The following is a 14,276-nucleotide window of genomic DNA, read 5'->3' on the forward strand; positions in this document are numbered from 1 at the left end:
GATTTAGCCTTTCACGGATCCTAGCAGCATGCCTTGATTGAAATATTTTTGAAGAAACGGATAGATGAATAAAAAAGGAACGGTCGCAATAACCACAGCAGCCATTTTCGCTGCCGGACTGTATTCGAATCCGCTGGACTCCGCTGCCATACCGATATCCGTTTCAATTAGCATTTGCCTTAAAAAAACTTGAAGCGGCCACTTTGATGAATCATTCAAATACAGAATGGCATTGAAGTAGGTGTTCCAATTTTGAACACTGTAGAAAAGGGTAAAGGTAGCAATGATCGCCATGGACAGCGGTACAATAATCGTGAGAAACAAGCGAAACTCTCCACAGCCGTCGATGCGCGCCGATTCTTCTAATTCCACCGGAATGTTTTGAAAAAAGCTGCGCATAACGATCAAATTGAATGGCGCGATCGCTGCCGTCAAATATAAGGAAAAGTAACTGTCGATGAGATGAAACGTTTTGACAACGAGATACGTGGGAATCATCCCCCCGCCGAACAGCATGGTAAACATGACCAAGAAGTTCAACAGCTTGCGTCCACGCAGCCAGGTTTTGGAGAGACCATACGCCATAAGTGAAGTTAGCACGATGTTAATTAGTGTACCGATCGTTGTAATCTGAATCGCGTTCCAAAATGATTTCATGAAGTTCGCATTCGAAAACAAATAGCCATAAGCATTGACTGTCCAGTCATGTGGTATCAAATAGAAACCACGAGTCAGCATTTCCTGTTTGCTGCTGAAGGACGTTGTCACCACATAGACTAGTGGGAACATGATAACGAGCAATACAACCACCATTACGGCGTTCATGAGTGTCTGATAGGCAAAGTCTTTTCGCTTCCAGATGGACATTAGTAGAGCCCCTCCTCTCCCGCTTTCTTGGAAAGCTTATTGGCCATCATGATCAGAGCGAGTCCTACCAAGCCTTTAAACAAGCCTACGGCGGTAGAGAAGGAGAAGTCCCCCTGCTGGATGCCTTGCCGATATACATAGGTGTCGAAAATATTGGATATTTTCAAATTCAACGTATTTTGCAGCAAGTAGACATGCTCGTATCCAATTTCCATAACTGACCCCAGCCGCAAAATAAACAGGATGATGATGGTGGAGCGCAGGGAAGGCAGCGTCACAGACCACAGCTTCCGCCAGCGGCCCGCCCCGTCCATATCCGCAGCTTCATACAGCATTGGATCCACGGAAGCAAGTGCCGCCAGGAAAATGATCGTATTCCATCCCGCTTCCTTCCATAGATTATGCATCAGGAATAGCGGTCTAAAATAAGCCGGATCAGACAGCAGCTCGATTCGTGCAAACCCATTCGATGCCAGCCAATTGTTGATCCCGCCGTCTTGGGTTGCAAACAGCAGGGATGTTAAACCTACGACAACAACCCAAGACAAGAAATGAGGCAAGTAAATGACCGTTTGCATTAATTTCTTGAAGAACCCTTTACCCAACTCATTAATGATGAGCGCTAGGATGATGGGCGCCGGGAAAAATAAAAATAAATTGATCGCACTGAGTGTAAGGGTATTGGCTAGCAGCCGATAAAAATCAACATCCGTGAACAATCGCTTAAAATTGTCAAAGCCTACCCAATCACTATGAAATATACCCTCGAACGGGTTATACGATTGAAAGGCAATCACTAGCCCCGCCATTGGCAGGTATTTGAATAGCAGAAAGAACAAAAGTCCAGGCAAGATCATGAGATACAGCGGTAAACCTCTTCTCCACTCCGCGCTCATCATTTTAATTTGGCGTACTGCTCGTTCATTTCTTTGATGATCGCGTCGCCACCCCCAGCTTTCCATGCCTCGATTGCTTTATCAATCGCACTTACTGGGCTTTTACCCATAATGATCTTGGCCATTTCTTCGCCAAATTTGGAGTTGATTGTGTTTCCTACTTTGACCTGTGTGTCAGAAATAAGTCCTGAAGCTGGATTCGTCCACTTGGCCTTCTCATTTTCCTTGAAAATCGTATTAATTTTATCGACATAAGCTGCATCGTCCCATTTCCGAATTTGAATCATCGGGTCATACCGACGCAGTAACCAAGTCGAAATCAGCTGTGGACGATCTTTATCAAATGCATCCAACTTCTCATATTTATCGCCGTTTTTCTTGTAGTGAACACCTTCTACACCATTCTTAATCAAGTCCGTACCTTCATCTGACATCATATAATCGAATAGTGCCAATAGACGTTCTTGTTTTTTCTTGTCTATCTTGGAGTTAATCACGATTTTATCGACAGAGGATGATGTTTTGGTCCCTTGAAGTCCTGTTGGCCCTTTTGGCGCAGGTAATTGGACAAGTTCAGCTTTCGGATCAACCTTCTTGATGGTATCCATAGATGTTGTGTAAAATTCGAAGGGATTGACCCACGAAATACCTGTTTTGCCGGCTTCAAGCTTGCTCCAAGGATCGCGCGCTTTGTTCGTCATGAAATCCTTATCCAACACGCCTTCACTATAGGCTTTTTGCAGGAACGTTAAGAAATCTTTCAGCTCTTTGCCTTGCACTTGATAAGGTACAAGCTTACCGTCAATTTCTTTCCAGTTATTTGCCAAACCAAATGCGCCCATGAGATGTTCCAGGTTTAAAATAGAGCCGTCCGTTTGCATCACGAAGGAAATGCCGACCGTATCATTTTGACCGTTGCCGTCGGGATCTTTCGTTGCAAACGCTTTCGCTACCTCGTAATATTCATCAACGGTTGTTGGCATTTTCAGCCCTAACTTGTCCAGCCAGTCTTTACGAATCATCATTGGATCACGAGCTTCAACGGAATAATACGGAAGTCCATACGCTTTTCCTTTGGGATTCAAAATATTAAAGCCATCTTCCCCCAAATATTTGGTCAAGTTGGAATACTTGCTTAACTCCGGTTTAACATCCATGAAAATTCCCGCATCACGCCATTTCTGGAATTCAGGCGGGTTAATAAAGTAAGCGTCGGGGAAACTGTTCGATGCCGCCATCACATTTAATTTTTCTTTGTAGTTATCGTTCGGCACCCATTGGATCTTCAGGTCGATGTTCAATTTTTCATTGAGTTTTTGAATCACCGCATGGTCATCCGGCCAGCCGCCCCCGGCCCAACTGATCGTCATTAGATCCAGTTTCAACTTTTCTTTTGGCGCTGTACTCGCTTCAGAAGGCGAGCTCTTTTCGCTTGGGCTAACTGAAGGTGCCGCTTCCTTCGCTGTGCAACCGCTGAACACCAGCATGGCCGCTGTCAATGCCAACATGCTGATCGTTTTCTTTTGACTCATCATCTGATCGCTCCCCTGTTTATTGGTGTATTAACGATCTCAGTATACGATATGAGAATTAGCGGAATCTTTACACAAATTTACGATTTATGAACCTGTTCGTTGAAAAGGTACTCTTACCCATACAATGGTACCCCGTTCTGGGAAAGAATGGACTTTAATCCCGTACGATTCACCGTAATGCAAGACGAGCCGAGCATGCACATTGGCCAGACCAAGCGATCCATGGGGGATCGTTTCTTGCGCTGCATTTTGGGAAAGATCCATCAATTTGCCGTTAAGCTCCTTCACTTTCGGATCGGACATGCCTGACCCATTATCCGCAATTTCGATCACTAGGTCCTTGTTCTCCACATACGCGCTGACTGCAATCATCCCACGCCCGCCTTTCGGCTCAATCGCATACTTGACCGCATTCTCGACAATCGGCTGCAAGACGAGTCTGATCATTTCACAGTCATAATATTTTTCATGTACGTAGATACGGCTTTGAAAATGTTTAGGAAAACGAACATGAATGATCGCCAAATAATCGGCGAGATTCGCCAACTCTTCTTTGACCGTCGAATTCAGCGTTTCTGCCTTGGTTGTGTATCGATACACATTGGCCAAATGTACGGCCATAGCTTCGACCTGCGGCACACCCTCCAAATACGCAATGCTTTTGATAATATCCAATGAGTTATATAGGAAATGAGGGTTTATTTGATTTTGCAGCGCTTTGATCAGCGCCTCCTTCTGACTTAAGCGCAAATTCATCTCTTGCAGACGAAGTGTATTCAACTGCTCCACCATCGAGTTGAAGCTGTAATTCAACTGACGGAACTCCGGCAATCCGCTTTTAGTCTGTGAGCGTCCCTCCCAGTTTCCAAGCGCGACTTGCTGCATGACATGTTTCAAGTGAAGCACGGGGCGTATAAAAAGCCCGGTTAAGATCGGAACAAGAATACCTATGATGCCTATGAGAGCGATGACGATGACCAAGATTTGCTTCTGAGCAGCTTGAAGTCCACCACTCATTTGATCATAAGGTACGCGGAGAACAACGTCCCAGCCCGTTGATACAGACTGCTTTACAGAAATGAGAGACTTCACCCCTTGGACCTGCGCAACCTCAGCCTGGCCACGCTTGGGCAGTGTCACGCCTGCCAAATCGGTTTGAGACACGTCAACACCCTGAAACTTTTTCACTGGATGGAACACCACATGATCATTGGCAATTAACATCACTTCTCCGGCTTGCCCGACGGCCTGTACATTGAAGAACGGCGCAATCGCTGAGAGCGTTAAATCAATCACAAGTTTGCCTTGGAGCTCCACATTCTCGATACTATAAATAGGTACGATCAAAGAAATTACCGGGATACCGGTTTGCTGAGGATAATTCGTGATATGTGTTGGCAGTATGGTAACCTTCTCTGCCGGGGGTATGAGGAACCAAGGCTCATGACTGTATGGCTCCAGTGTCGGCTGGAAGCCTGCACCCATAGGGACAATCCGCCCATCGTTCGATAAGAGAAACATGCCAATAATTTCCGGATGGTTGAAGGCTACATATCGCTGCATGAGCAAACTAATATTGTCATCCTCCGTCGCCGATGATTGCCCTTTCGCGCTTAACCATGTCTGAAGGTTATCCTGACGAATCAACGAATTCGTGGACTGTAAAATATGGCTAAAATACAAATCCATCTGGCTGTTCACACTGGCTGCAACTTCATTGGATAAACCAAAAAAGTTCTTTTTGATTTCCTCGCCATACGTATGATTCGTCACAACCGTTAACAACAGAATAGAGAGTAACGCTACAGCCAGAAATGTTGCGGTCATCCATGTTTTCATGGAAATCATGTTCATTCGGAGAGCTATCTTCATGCTACAAACCCAGCTCTTTCCGAAATTCAAGAGGCGTCTGCCCCGTAAATGTCTTGAATACACGATTGAAATAATGAATGGATGCAAATCCGGTCTGGTCGGCAACTTGATACACCTTCAGTAGAGGATTGAGCAGCAGTTCTTTGGACTTTTCCACCCGATACCGATTCAAATAGGTAATAAACGGTTCGCCTGTATGCTGCTTAAATAACGTGCTTGCATAAGCCACGCTAATCTCTGCCTGCTCAGCAGCCAACTGTAGCGAAATTTCATCCATATATCGCTCATGAATACATTGCTTCATCAAATGGACTAAATAGGGCATCCTATGCTCCGCAGATTGTTCACGCATTCGAAACCAAGCCTCTACATAGGAGGCAAAATGGCGCTGTATCCCCGTCTCATCCTCAGATTCGAGGATGTGCAACTGAGATTGCGTATCTTTCTTATCTTGGCTCAGCGAACCTGCTTCAACTAAGCGTCGAAGCTGCCCATCAAATAAGCGCAGCAGCCCCCTTCTAACCGCGGGTTTCTTCCCTTTAAATCCAAGCACAGACCTAATCAGTGACTGCAGCTCTCTGAAATGGCGTTGCGGTTCACCTTCGTGCAAACCTTGCAGAAAGGCTTCGAACTCGCCTAATGGCTTGTGAAGCTCTTTCATATTCGCCATCCGGTCCAAGCTTCGCTCAAGTGCTTCCAGCAGCGCCTTTTCCTCAACCGGCTTCAGTAAATACTCGGAAACTTGATACCGAATGGCTTGTTGGGCGTACGCAAATTCATCGTATCCACTCACCACAATAGGAACGATCGGCACATAGGCATCGTGCAGCCTCTTTATAAGCGATAATCCGTCCAGCTTCGGCATCTGAATGTCAGTAATAAGCACCATAGGCCATATTTCACATATCTTCGTATACGCATCCTCGCCATCCTCCGCTTCGCCTGCAACGAAGAAGGGCAGATCGCTTCGTTCAATCATTTCAATTAGTGCATTACGAATCCAAACCTCATCTTCCACAATCATAACCGGATACATCGTTTTCCTCCTTTGGATCTATGATCTATTCGATTTCTTAAACACTAACCCAAGCCCTATTTTTCGTCAATAAGCCCCTCTGGACAACGACATTAAGATTGACAGCGATTTCTTTCGGTGGTATCTTCAGAGGAATACACAAGGCATTCCGCTTTTAGAGTGGAATGTCTTGTTGTATTTTCACACCTTTTTAACCATTACAACAGAAAGGAGTGTTCAGAAAATGATTCAAGTGAAAGAATTTTTGGATACAGACTCCTCCTACGCAGAGTCCAAAGCTAACCAATTTCTAGCTGAGTTAACAGACGATCAGGTTGTTAATGTCTGCTATGGCTCCATCTTGAAGCCAGGTAAGCTCGATACAGGATTACAACGAACTTCCATCCTGATTGTTTATAAAACAAAATAGGATGCGCATCGGTGATTTCCTGCATTAATATCAACTAGTCATGAGGTGCTGAATATGAAATCAAGAGTTGAAACTTTCTTTAAGTTGATCTCTTGGATCTCAACGCTGTGTCTTGCAGGATTACTTGTCTATTTAATCTTACACAATTTATGATTTACCTATTTTCGCAGGCAAAAAAGTGGTTTTCACGGGGAGGTATTATACAATGATCATGCATTGGCATTTTCGTTTAATCATTTCGGGTGGAATCTACGATGAACCATAGTTTACGGAAGATCTTGCATCGGTTTGTAGCAATGCGTTAACGAAAAGAGGATGTCCCAAAACCATGTATATGGCGGGGCATCCTCTTTTTATATTCAAGCCTCCCTCTGCTCAGGAGCTTTCCTATTCAGCATAATTTGGTAACGGATCACCCTTTTCCGCAGCCATCCGACGACAATCGCATCCATGAGTCCGACAAATGCGCGGTTCAGCACGCCGTACTTGGATACGCCAAATTTCCTCTCATTATGCGATACCGCGACCTCAATGACTTGAAAACCATTCATTCTCGCAAGGGTCGGCAGAAAACGATGCATCCCTTCGTACAAGTAATAGCTATCCACTACTTCGCGTTTCAGCAGCTTCATCGGACATCCCGTGTCTTGTATATTATCGCCTGTTAACCAATTTCTGACCGCGTTCCCCACACGTGAAGACATTTTCTTAACGATCGTGTCCTGCCGGTGAACACGTCTGCCATTCACAAAATCCATTTGAGGTATATACGGCATGAGTTTAAAAATATCCCGAGGATCGGTCTGTAAATCCGCATCGATTAACGCAACTAATTCCCCGGATGACTGCTTCATCCCAGCATATATCGCTGCGGTCTGCCCGCAATTTCGCTCAAAATGAATAACTTTAACCCGTGGATCCGCACTCGCTAACTTATTCAAAATACTGGCGCTTCGATCCTTACTCCCGTCATTAACAAGCACTATTTCGTAGCTTTCTATCCTATCTTTCACAGCATGTGTAATCGCCTTATGGAGCGCCTCTATGCTTTCTTCCTCATTATAAATCGGTGCTACAATTGATAGCTTCATCATGTCCTTCACCTCTGTGCCAATTCATAAATTTCTTGATGCCTTCTTCGAATGGGGTTCGCGGCATATAGCCCAACAACCTGTGAGCTTTGGAAACGTCCGCGTACGTCTGCGGCACATCTCCAGGTTGTGAGGGCTGCTTATTTAGGTGGGCTGGCAAGCCGAGCTCTTTCTCTAAAATCTGTACCATTTCGCCCCAACAGACAATCCGATTTTGAATCGTATATAAAAAACCACCCATATCCACAGATACAGGCGATTTTCTAATCGTTCATCTTTTATTTTATGACCATAACAGGGCAGTGCGCATGTTGGATCACTTTGTGGCTTACGCTGCCAAGCAGGGGCTCTGACATCAGCCCAGCGCCTCGGCATCCCATCACGATAAGATCATGTTGATCAAAATCTGCAAGATGACTAATCACATTAGCTGGATCTCCAGACTTCACCTCTGTTTTGAACGGTATTTGCGTAGCTTTCATTCTTTCAATTGCAGGTTGTAAAATGTCGCGTCCTTCTTCTTCCAAACTTTCGTACAGATGGATATCAACAATAGGTGGTTCATTCAAAGTTAGCGTCGGATTAACATGAAGCACAGTTAGTTTAACGTCAGAGGATACACTTTCTGCAAGTGTAATCGCATAATCCAAGGCACGATACGCTTGCTCAGACCCATCAACCGGAACGAGAATATGTGTGAACATAGAAATTCCTCCTTAGTTTCCATATGAATGCGAAGCGGAAATAACATTTACGTTAACGTTATATTTCAGTCAAAATGAACCCTATAATCACAGGTCCATTATTCGGGTAGATTTTTCAATGCTTCTTGTACACGTTGGTACCGAACTTCTGTCATTTGCCGGACCTCGGCTATTTTTGCGAGTTTTTGATCGATGATTTGAAGCTGGTGCGCCACAATGGATTCAAGCTCCAAGAGTTCTTTTCTTTTCTGATCCCTATCCTCTGTTTGCAAGTATCCTTGATGACGTTCAGCAATCTTATTGCTGGCAGACACATAATCCTGCATTTCCTGTAAAGAGAACCCCAATACTTCACGCGCATTCGTAATTTGCTTCAGCTGGTCAATATGAGCCCGCGAATACAACCGTGTTCCGCCATCGCTGCGATCAGGAGCAAACAGCAAGCCAATCTCCTCATAATAACGAATCGTTCGTTTCGTCAATCCGCATTCCTTTGCCACGTCATCAATTTTGTAATTTTCCATTCAAATCTCCTTTCATTTCAAGTAACCATCCGATATGGTTATCTTAACTCGATATATATTTAACGTCAACGTTAATTATATGGATGAGAGTTTTATAAATGACTGCAAGATTATCTCTTTATGGTTCGGGTTAGCCACATATAGCCTAGGAAGTACATCGGCGCCAATATAACCCATTTCCATGAAGAATCATAATTATATCTCGCAAGTAGTTTTTCTGTAATCAGACCCGCAATGCCGACTATAATGACAGAAATGAAAGCACGCAGTATAAATTTTCTGTTTATATCGATGCACCTCTAATCTTTACTATTAAAAGGACTATGTTTCCGTCAACAGTTCGTCAACAAGGGTGTTGCACGAAGCTGATATGCTGGGGTTCTTCATCTGTTAAAAAAGAAAAACCCTTACTACGTAAGGGTTTCAAACTTGTAAAACTGGGATGCGGTCGGCGGGATTTGAACCCGCACGCCTTGTGAGCGCCACCCCCTCAAGATGGTGTGTCTGCCGTTCCACCACGACCGCATATGAGGTATATAATGACCCGTAGGGGACTCGAACCCCTGTTACCTCCGTGAAAGGGAGGTGTCTTAACCACTTGACCAACGGGCCATAACAAAAATCATTGAACATTCCAGCCCGCTAGGACAACAAAATTTATTATAAAGGATTCCGTGTCCATTGACAAGCCTAATTTATGGGAATATGCCCAGTCGATTCTGTCCAAGAAGGAGCCTTCCGACCGTCCAATTCAGACCTGCGGGGGCTCCCTATTCTCACAATCTATTTCGTTTTAAAATACGACACGGATTGATTCAACGTATCCACCACAGATTTCAGCTGTTCGGACGCTGCAGCAATATTCTGCATCATCGCAAGCTGCTCCTCCGTGGCCGCTGCCACGGTCTGCGATCTCATCAGAATGTGCGTCGAGCTCGCCGCCGATTGATCCATCGTCGCTGAAATCTCCTCCGAGCTTGCCGACATTTGCTGCGTAATCGCCGAGGTCTCGTGAATCTGTGTCACGATATTCGTCACTGATTGCATAATCGTCTCGAAGCTTTGATTCACTTCCTGCATCATCTGCGACCCCGTGCTCGCTTCCTGCTTCGTTGCAAGCATAGACTCCGATACACTCGCAATCTCGACTCTCGTCTCGTGAATCAACTGATTGATCCCATCGGCAGATTCGATCGATTGTGCAGCGAGTTTGCGTATTTCATGGGCAACAACATTGAACCCTTTGCCATGCTCACCCGCTCTAGCCGCTTCAATCGAAGCATTCAGCGACAAGAGATTCGTTTGGTTCGCGAAGTTCGTGATGCTAGAGGCAATATATCCGATTTCATCGGACTTACGAGTTAACGACTGAACAGTCTCTGAGAGCTGCTCAACTGCGTTCAGCATATTTACGATTTGATGCTGCAGCTTGAAAAGCAGCTCGTTCCCGAGTGTCGCATGCTGGGAAGTCAACGATGAGTGATCCGCCATCACGCTGGAGTTTTCCGCGACGCGTTGAATCCCGATTGCCATTTCTTCAATGGCACGGCTTGTCTCTTCACTGCTTCTCGCTTGCACTTCCACTTCCTGTGTCATCTCTTGGATATTCGTTGCCACGTGTTCCGCAGCGCTAGCGGACTCTTTGGAGCTATCCGAAAGCTCCACGGAAGCATCGTGCACGAATTGCGTATTAAACGCGATCGTGCCGATCAAGCTCTTCATTTTGGCAACCATATCATCGACCGACTCTGAAATTTGCCCGAGCTCGTCCTGAGCATAGGTACGCAGTGGTTCTTGACGCAGATCACCCCCAGCCACTTGACTCGTAATCATCAGAATTCGACGAACCATCCTCATGATTTTCCGAATCACAATTCCCCCTGCAAGGAAGAGAAGAATGACAATCACGGCCACGCCGATGAAGATGCTAGTTGCTGTCTTCTTATTATCAGCCTTCGTATCGACAATCGTTTGATTCGCATAGGCATCTAGAATTTCACCAATTGCATTCAGACCCTCGCGCCCTTTCTCAAAAGTTGCCATTAACTTCGCTTCATTCAGAACGCCTTTGCCCACGCTCCCTGCCTGTACGACGGCATTGGCCTCTTTGGCCCACTGATCAAAAAAAGTCTGAAAGCCTGCTACGCTTTGCTCAACTGTCACTTTCGTATCCGCATGGGCGGTTTGCAGTAATTGCTTTTCTTTTAAAATAATAAGTGCCTGCCCGACTCTTGTATTCGTTTGATCGATATTTTCTTTCAGAACTTTCAACTGTGTCGCCTTCTCATCCGCACTTAAAGTACCCGAGACCACTAGCTGATAGGCGGTTAGCGCTTGGTACATATCACGATCGGCGTTTAAGATAAGGGATGTGCTCTTCTCTGCCGTTTCATACAAAGATGAGGTCAATTGTTCGGTATCCGACTTATCTTGTTGTAATAAATACATACTCGTGCCTGCGTACAGCAAAGAAGGAATTAATAGCAATAGGATAAGGCGCATGCGTATCGAAAATAATTTAGCCACTGGATATTCCCCCATCGTGAATCTTTTTTTATTCACTATAGAGGACATAAGTTTAACAGTTATTAGAAAATTGTTAGTATTTGTTAAGGAAATTTGTTAAGAAAAACAAAAATAAGCCCAACGGCATTACTGCCATTGAACTTATTTCGTGACGGAGAGAGAGGGATTCGAACCCTCGCACCGCTTACGCAGTCTAATCCCTTAGCAGAGGATCCCCTTATAGCCACTTGGGTATCTCTCCATATGGCTCCCCGAACAGGACTCGAACCTGTGACAACTCGATTAACAGTCGAGTGCTCTACCAACTGAGCTATCAGGGAATAACAAGTTTTATTTTATTATGAAGGAGCTGTTAAGTCAAGTGTATACGATTTCAATTTTCCTCTACAATTCCCACAGGCGAATTTTCGAACGTCCATTTTACGCTTCCGGAAATATTCCGTCTTGCAATTCACACACTCCAGCCTATATTTATAAGCTTGTTGCACCCTCGGCCTTGGCAGGGATTGGCAGTAGCGAGAGCCGCCGACTCGGGCTAGCAAGGTTTTGAAATCCTGATCGCGATGCTTATAGCCCCGCTTCAAGATATGTAAATGATAATGGCACAGCTCATGCTTAATAATTTTCTCAATTTCATCTTGGCCAAAGGTCTCCCACTGACTCCAACTGATCTCAATATCATGTGATTTCATAAAATAACGTCCACCCGTCGACCGCAATCTTCGGTTAAAACGTGCCTGATGTACGAATGGTCTACCGAACGATTCCATCGAAATCTGCTCAATCCATTGCTGCAGCTCCTGATCTTCCATCCACGAACACTCCTAATGACAAGTTCTTACTTGAATTTGTACCGTATGTACGGCTATACTGTCAAGTAGAAAAGAAGATCGAACGCCCTATACAGAAAGGAATTGAACCACCTCATGCCACAAATGCGCTATGCGATTTTGAAGCTTGACCAACAGCTGGAATTCGTTGAAATGCCTTCCTCCTATTCCTATCAATTAACGGCTTTGAACCAACGTTTACACAAAGAATTAGAGAAATTGACGGCTGATCATATCCCGCAGCTTCCGCGCGTGATTGCAGAATGTGACGATTTGGAATTAATCGGTTCCACATACACGTTGATTCAAGGACTGGATTACATCAATGGTCTGGAAAAAACGTTTGCCGGCATCCAGGAAAAATCCTATCCACTGATCTCCTTACTGACCGAAATTCGCGCGCTGCAAGCCCAGCTTGAGCAGTGGTACGAAGAAGAATTTGATCTCTAAACATAAGGGACCTGCACCCAACTTCCCTAACCTTCATATGCTATAAGTACATGGCAAAGAAGGGGATGGGCATATGCCTCAATGGCTTTGTAATCAATTAATGCGTGCCTTCCAGAACAAAAACCGTAGACAAATCCGATTATTGAATGATAGCTGGTACTTTTACCGCACTCGCCGCTCGCAAGAGGAGTGGCCTGACAGCCAATCGACGGACGGACCGAGTAAACGTAAATTTTGATCAAAGAGCTAGTACTTGTGAGACAAGTGCTGGCTTTTTTGCCGTGGATACATAAGGATGTACATGGGGAGATAAGGAGTAATGTAAGTGGAGATAAACGAGTATATACAAGGAGAGTGAAAAGAGTAAACATTTGGTAAAAAGTTGTTGCATATTTGAAATGTGCCCTCTATACTGTAAATAAATGTAATGATAAGTAAACAAAATACGGTTCCGAGTGAAGCACACTCGAACTTGCAGCATCTTCTGCAGTTCGTTTGTGCTTTTTTTGCGTATGGATTAATGAGAAAAAGGGGGCTTATATATGCAGGAAAATAGCAGTCATTGGTTACGTAGAATGCGGGAGAAACACCGCAGGATTTTGGGGATGAACAAGCTTGTCCACCAAGGGGATGTATCGACGCATCAGGAAAAGTCTCAAACGGGAATGACCGGTACAAAAATCATTTCTATTGAACAAAGAAGATCTTCTGGGGGGAGAAGCAGAGCGCGTGAGGATCGAGGAAGAGCTCGTGAGGATCAAGGAAGAGCAAGTCAAGATCGTGTAAAACCATTTGAAGATCAAAGAAGACCATGTGAAGCTCGTAAAAGCATTCCCTCCCTCGCTGAGCTTGAGGCAGATGTGTGGGAGCTGCGCAAGCAGTTTATTCTTCAAATCGCTAACCGACGTAACGGCAAGGTCAAGCTTCAGGAAGTTGCCGCTGAATGCAATGTGAACATTCGCATCGCCGCTGGCTGGCTCATACGTCTCTCGACGGAGGGTATGCTTTCGCTGATTGCTGGTCAGCGGAATACGATGACATATTTGGTGAAGGAGGTGGGTGGGGCGCAGAAGTAGGGGGTTTAAACAGAACGGATATTCATAAGTAACTTAGATGCTTACTGATACAAAAGATTTAACAGATCCGAACAGTTAGACAGATTAGACAGCTTGGACAAAATAGATTGCTTGAACAGATTAGACAGCCTAAACAAATTCAACAGATTCGAACACCTCTTTGCTTTACTGTATAACCTGTAGTTATTTTTGGACAATCCCATGGTTTTCGGCATTTAAATGGAAAACCTCCATCTATATTTGCCCGAATTGGCGATTTAGAGGAAGTCCCTAGAAATTAGCTACTTGAAATACAGGTAATCCAGCAATATGGCGGTGTGTGAATGAATTAGATGTAGGAAATCCAGTTAAACAGCGTACCACTGCCAAAGAGCAAAAAAAGCAGTTGGGAGCTCAAGCTCCCAACTGCTGAAGGCTTACTACTAGTACTACAGTAAATTTACCTACTGGCAGTACAACA

At 44.8% G+C, this 14,276-nt stretch carries 15 protein-coding genes and 4 tRNA genes; 4 read left to right on the forward strand and 15 right to left on the reverse strand.

Going from position 1 to position 14,276, the window contains the following annotated elements:
* Window positions 1-3: 3 nt before the first annotated feature.
* The 5 genes from A8709_RS28980 to A8709_RS29000 all read right to left on the reverse strand — a co-directional run bounded on the left by A8709_RS28980 (window position 4) and on the right by A8709_RS29000 (window position 6,206).
* Window positions 4-867, reverse strand: a complete 864-nt coding sequence (locus A8709_RS28980) for a carbohydrate ABC transporter permease (RefSeq protein WP_065857823.1) — start codon at window positions 865-867, stop codon at window positions 4-6.
* Window positions 867-1,763, reverse strand: a complete 897-nt coding sequence (locus A8709_RS28985; protein WP_141692696.1) for an ABC transporter permease — start codon at window positions 1,761-1,763, stop codon at window positions 867-869. The genes A8709_RS28980 and A8709_RS28985 overlap by 1 nt, the downstream gene beginning before the upstream one ends.
* Window positions 1,763-3,295, reverse strand: coding sequence for an extracellular solute-binding protein (locus tag A8709_RS28990; protein ID WP_167357201.1), 1,533 nt, complete (start codon window positions 3,293-3,295; stop codon window positions 1,763-1,765). Before A8709_RS28990 ends, A8709_RS28985 begins: the two co-directional genes overlap by 1 nt.
* Before the next feature lie 87 nt (window positions 3,296-3,382).
* Window positions 3,383-5,170 carry a cache domain-containing sensor histidine kinase gene (locus A8709_RS28995; protein ID WP_065857829.1) on the reverse strand — a complete coding sequence of 596 codons (1,788 nt, stop codon included), beginning with the start codon at window positions 5,168-5,170 and terminating at the stop codon, window positions 3,383-3,385.
* 1 nt (window position 5,171) lies between these two features.
* Window positions 5,172-6,206: a response regulator gene (locus tag A8709_RS29000; RefSeq protein WP_065857831.1), complete on the reverse strand. Its 1,035-nt coding sequence runs from the start codon at window positions 6,204-6,206 to the stop codon at window positions 5,172-5,174.
* A gap of 223 nt (window positions 6,207-6,429) precedes the next feature.
* Between A8709_RS29000 and A8709_RS29005 the strand changes: the two genes are divergently transcribed.
* Window positions 6,430-6,615, forward strand: coding sequence for a sporulation protein Cse60 (locus A8709_RS29005; protein WP_065857833.1), 186 nt, complete (start codon window positions 6,430-6,432; stop codon window positions 6,613-6,615).
* A 359-nt stretch (window positions 6,616-6,974) separates the two neighbouring features.
* Here the strand turns inward: A8709_RS29005 and A8709_RS29010 are convergent, their stop codons facing one another.
* From A8709_RS29010 to A8709_RS29055, 10 genes are all read right to left on the reverse strand, one after another.
* A complete protein-coding gene (locus tag A8709_RS29010; RefSeq protein ID WP_244163341.1) occupies window positions 6,975-7,706 on the reverse strand; it encodes a glycosyltransferase family 2 protein in 732 nt (243 codons plus the stop codon).
* On the reverse strand, window positions 7,675-7,947 hold the full coding sequence (locus A8709_RS29015) for a hypothetical protein (protein WP_065857837.1): 273 nt from the start codon (window positions 7,945-7,947) through the stop codon (window positions 7,675-7,677). Before A8709_RS29015 ends, A8709_RS29010 begins: the two co-directional genes overlap by 32 nt.
* Window positions 7,948-7,984: 37 nt before the next feature.
* Window positions 7,985-8,410, reverse strand: a complete 426-nt coding sequence (locus tag A8709_RS29020; RefSeq protein WP_065857839.1) for a universal stress protein — start codon at window positions 8,408-8,410, stop codon at window positions 7,985-7,987.
* A gap of 98 nt (window positions 8,411-8,508) precedes the next feature.
* On the reverse strand, window positions 8,509-8,934 hold the full coding sequence (locus A8709_RS29025) for a MerR family transcriptional regulator (RefSeq protein ID WP_065857840.1): 426 nt from the start codon (window positions 8,932-8,934) through the stop codon (window positions 8,509-8,511).
* Between the two features lie 443 nt (window positions 8,935-9,377).
* Window positions 9,378-9,459, reverse strand: a tRNA-Leu gene (locus A8709_RS29030).
* Window positions 9,460-9,474: 15 nt separating this feature from the next.
* Window positions 9,475-9,546: transfer RNA gene (locus A8709_RS29035), tRNA-Glu, on the reverse strand.
* Between the two features lie 171 nt (window positions 9,547-9,717).
* Entirely contained in the window at window positions 9,718-11,460 is a 1,743-nt protein-coding gene (locus A8709_RS29040; protein ID WP_065857843.1) for a methyl-accepting chemotaxis protein, read from the reverse strand.
* A gap of 152 nt (window positions 11,461-11,612) precedes the next feature.
* Window positions 11,613-11,701 (reverse strand) — tRNA-Ser (locus A8709_RS29045).
* Between the two features lie 3 nt (window positions 11,702-11,704).
* Window positions 11,705-11,780 (reverse strand) — tRNA-Asn (locus tag A8709_RS29050).
* An 18-nt stretch (window positions 11,781-11,798) separates the two neighbouring features.
* Window positions 11,799-12,272 carry a SprT family protein gene (locus tag A8709_RS29055; RefSeq protein ID WP_065857845.1) on the reverse strand — a complete coding sequence of 158 codons (474 nt, stop codon included), beginning with the start codon at window positions 12,270-12,272 and terminating at the stop codon, window positions 11,799-11,801.
* Between the two features lie 114 nt (window positions 12,273-12,386).
* Between A8709_RS29055 and A8709_RS29060 the strand changes: the two genes are divergently transcribed.
* The 3 genes from A8709_RS29060 (at window position 12,387) to A8709_RS29065 (ending at window position 13,816) form a co-directional block, all read left to right on the forward strand.
* Window positions 12,387-12,740, forward strand: coding sequence for a hydrolase/acyltransferase (locus A8709_RS29060; protein ID WP_065857848.1), 354 nt, complete (start codon window positions 12,387-12,389; stop codon window positions 12,738-12,740).
* Between the two features lie 73 nt (window positions 12,741-12,813).
* Window positions 12,814-12,978 (forward strand): cortex morphogenetic protein CmpA, encoded by a 165-nt coding sequence (gene cmpA / locus A8709_RS34285; protein WP_141692697.1) that lies wholly within the window; start codon window positions 12,814-12,816, stop codon window positions 12,976-12,978.
* Window positions 12,979-13,282: 304 nt separating this feature from the next.
* Window positions 13,283-13,816, forward strand: coding sequence for a hypothetical protein (locus tag A8709_RS29065; protein ID WP_065857850.1), 534 nt, complete (start codon window positions 13,283-13,285; stop codon window positions 13,814-13,816).
* Window positions 13,817-14,276 lie beyond the last annotated feature (460 nt).

Origin of the sequence: Paenibacillus pectinilyticus (assembly GCF_001700435.1) — a bacterium.
GTDB classification, from domain to species: Bacteria; Bacillota; Bacilli; order Paenibacillales; family NBRC-103111; genus Paenibacillus_E; species Paenibacillus_E pectinilyticus.

What these genes read in the sequence shown, in the direction of transcription:
- A8709_RS29010 (WP_244163341.1), bottom strand. Translation starts at nt 7,706, where the DNA reads ATGAAGCTATCAATTGTAGCACCGATTTATAATGAGGAAGAAAGCATA.
- A8709_RS29060 (WP_065857848.1), top strand. Translation starts at nt 12,387, where the DNA reads ATGCCACAAATGCGCTATGCGATTTTGAAGCTTGACCAACAGCTGGAA.
- A8709_RS29020 (WP_065857839.1), bottom strand. Translation starts at nt 8,410, where the DNA reads ATGTTCACACATATTCTCGTTCCGGTTGATGGGTCTGAGCAAGCGTAT.
- A8709_RS28990 (WP_167357201.1), bottom strand. Translation starts at nt 3,295, where the DNA reads ATGAGTCAAAAGAAAACGATCAGCATGTTGGCATTGACAGCGGCCATG.
- cmpA (WP_141692697.1), top strand. Translation starts at nt 12,814, where the DNA reads ATGCCTCAATGGCTTTGTAATCAATTAATGCGTGCCTTCCAGAACAAA.
- A8709_RS28985 (WP_141692696.1), bottom strand. Translation starts at nt 1,763, where the DNA reads ATGAGCGCGGAGTGGAGAAGAGGTTTACCGCTGTATCTCATGATCTTG.
- A8709_RS29000 (WP_065857831.1), bottom strand. Translation starts at nt 6,206, where the DNA reads ATGTATCCGGTTATGATTGTGGAAGATGAGGTTTGGATTCGTAATGCA.
- A8709_RS29055 (WP_065857845.1), bottom strand. Translation starts at nt 12,272, where the DNA reads ATGGAAGATCAGGAGCTGCAGCAATGGATTGAGCAGATTTCGATGGAA.
- A8709_RS29025 (WP_065857840.1), bottom strand. Translation starts at nt 8,934, where the DNA reads ATGGAAAATTACAAAATTGATGACGTGGCAAAGGAATGCGGATTGACG.
- A8709_RS28980 (WP_065857823.1), bottom strand. Translation starts at nt 867, where the DNA reads ATGTCCATCTGGAAGCGAAAAGACTTTGCCTATCAGACACTCATGAAC.
- A8709_RS28995 (WP_065857829.1), bottom strand. Translation starts at nt 5,170, where the DNA reads ATGAAGATAGCTCTCCGAATGAACATGATTTCCATGAAAACATGGATG.
- A8709_RS29015 (WP_065857837.1), bottom strand. Translation starts at nt 7,947, where the DNA reads ATGGGTGGTTTTTTATATACGATTCAAAATCGGATTGTCTGTTGGGGC.
- A8709_RS29065 (WP_065857850.1), top strand. Translation starts at nt 13,283, where the DNA reads ATGCAGGAAAATAGCAGTCATTGGTTACGTAGAATGCGGGAGAAACAC.
- A8709_RS29005 (WP_065857833.1), top strand. Translation starts at nt 6,430, where the DNA reads ATGATTCAAGTGAAAGAATTTTTGGATACAGACTCCTCCTACGCAGAG.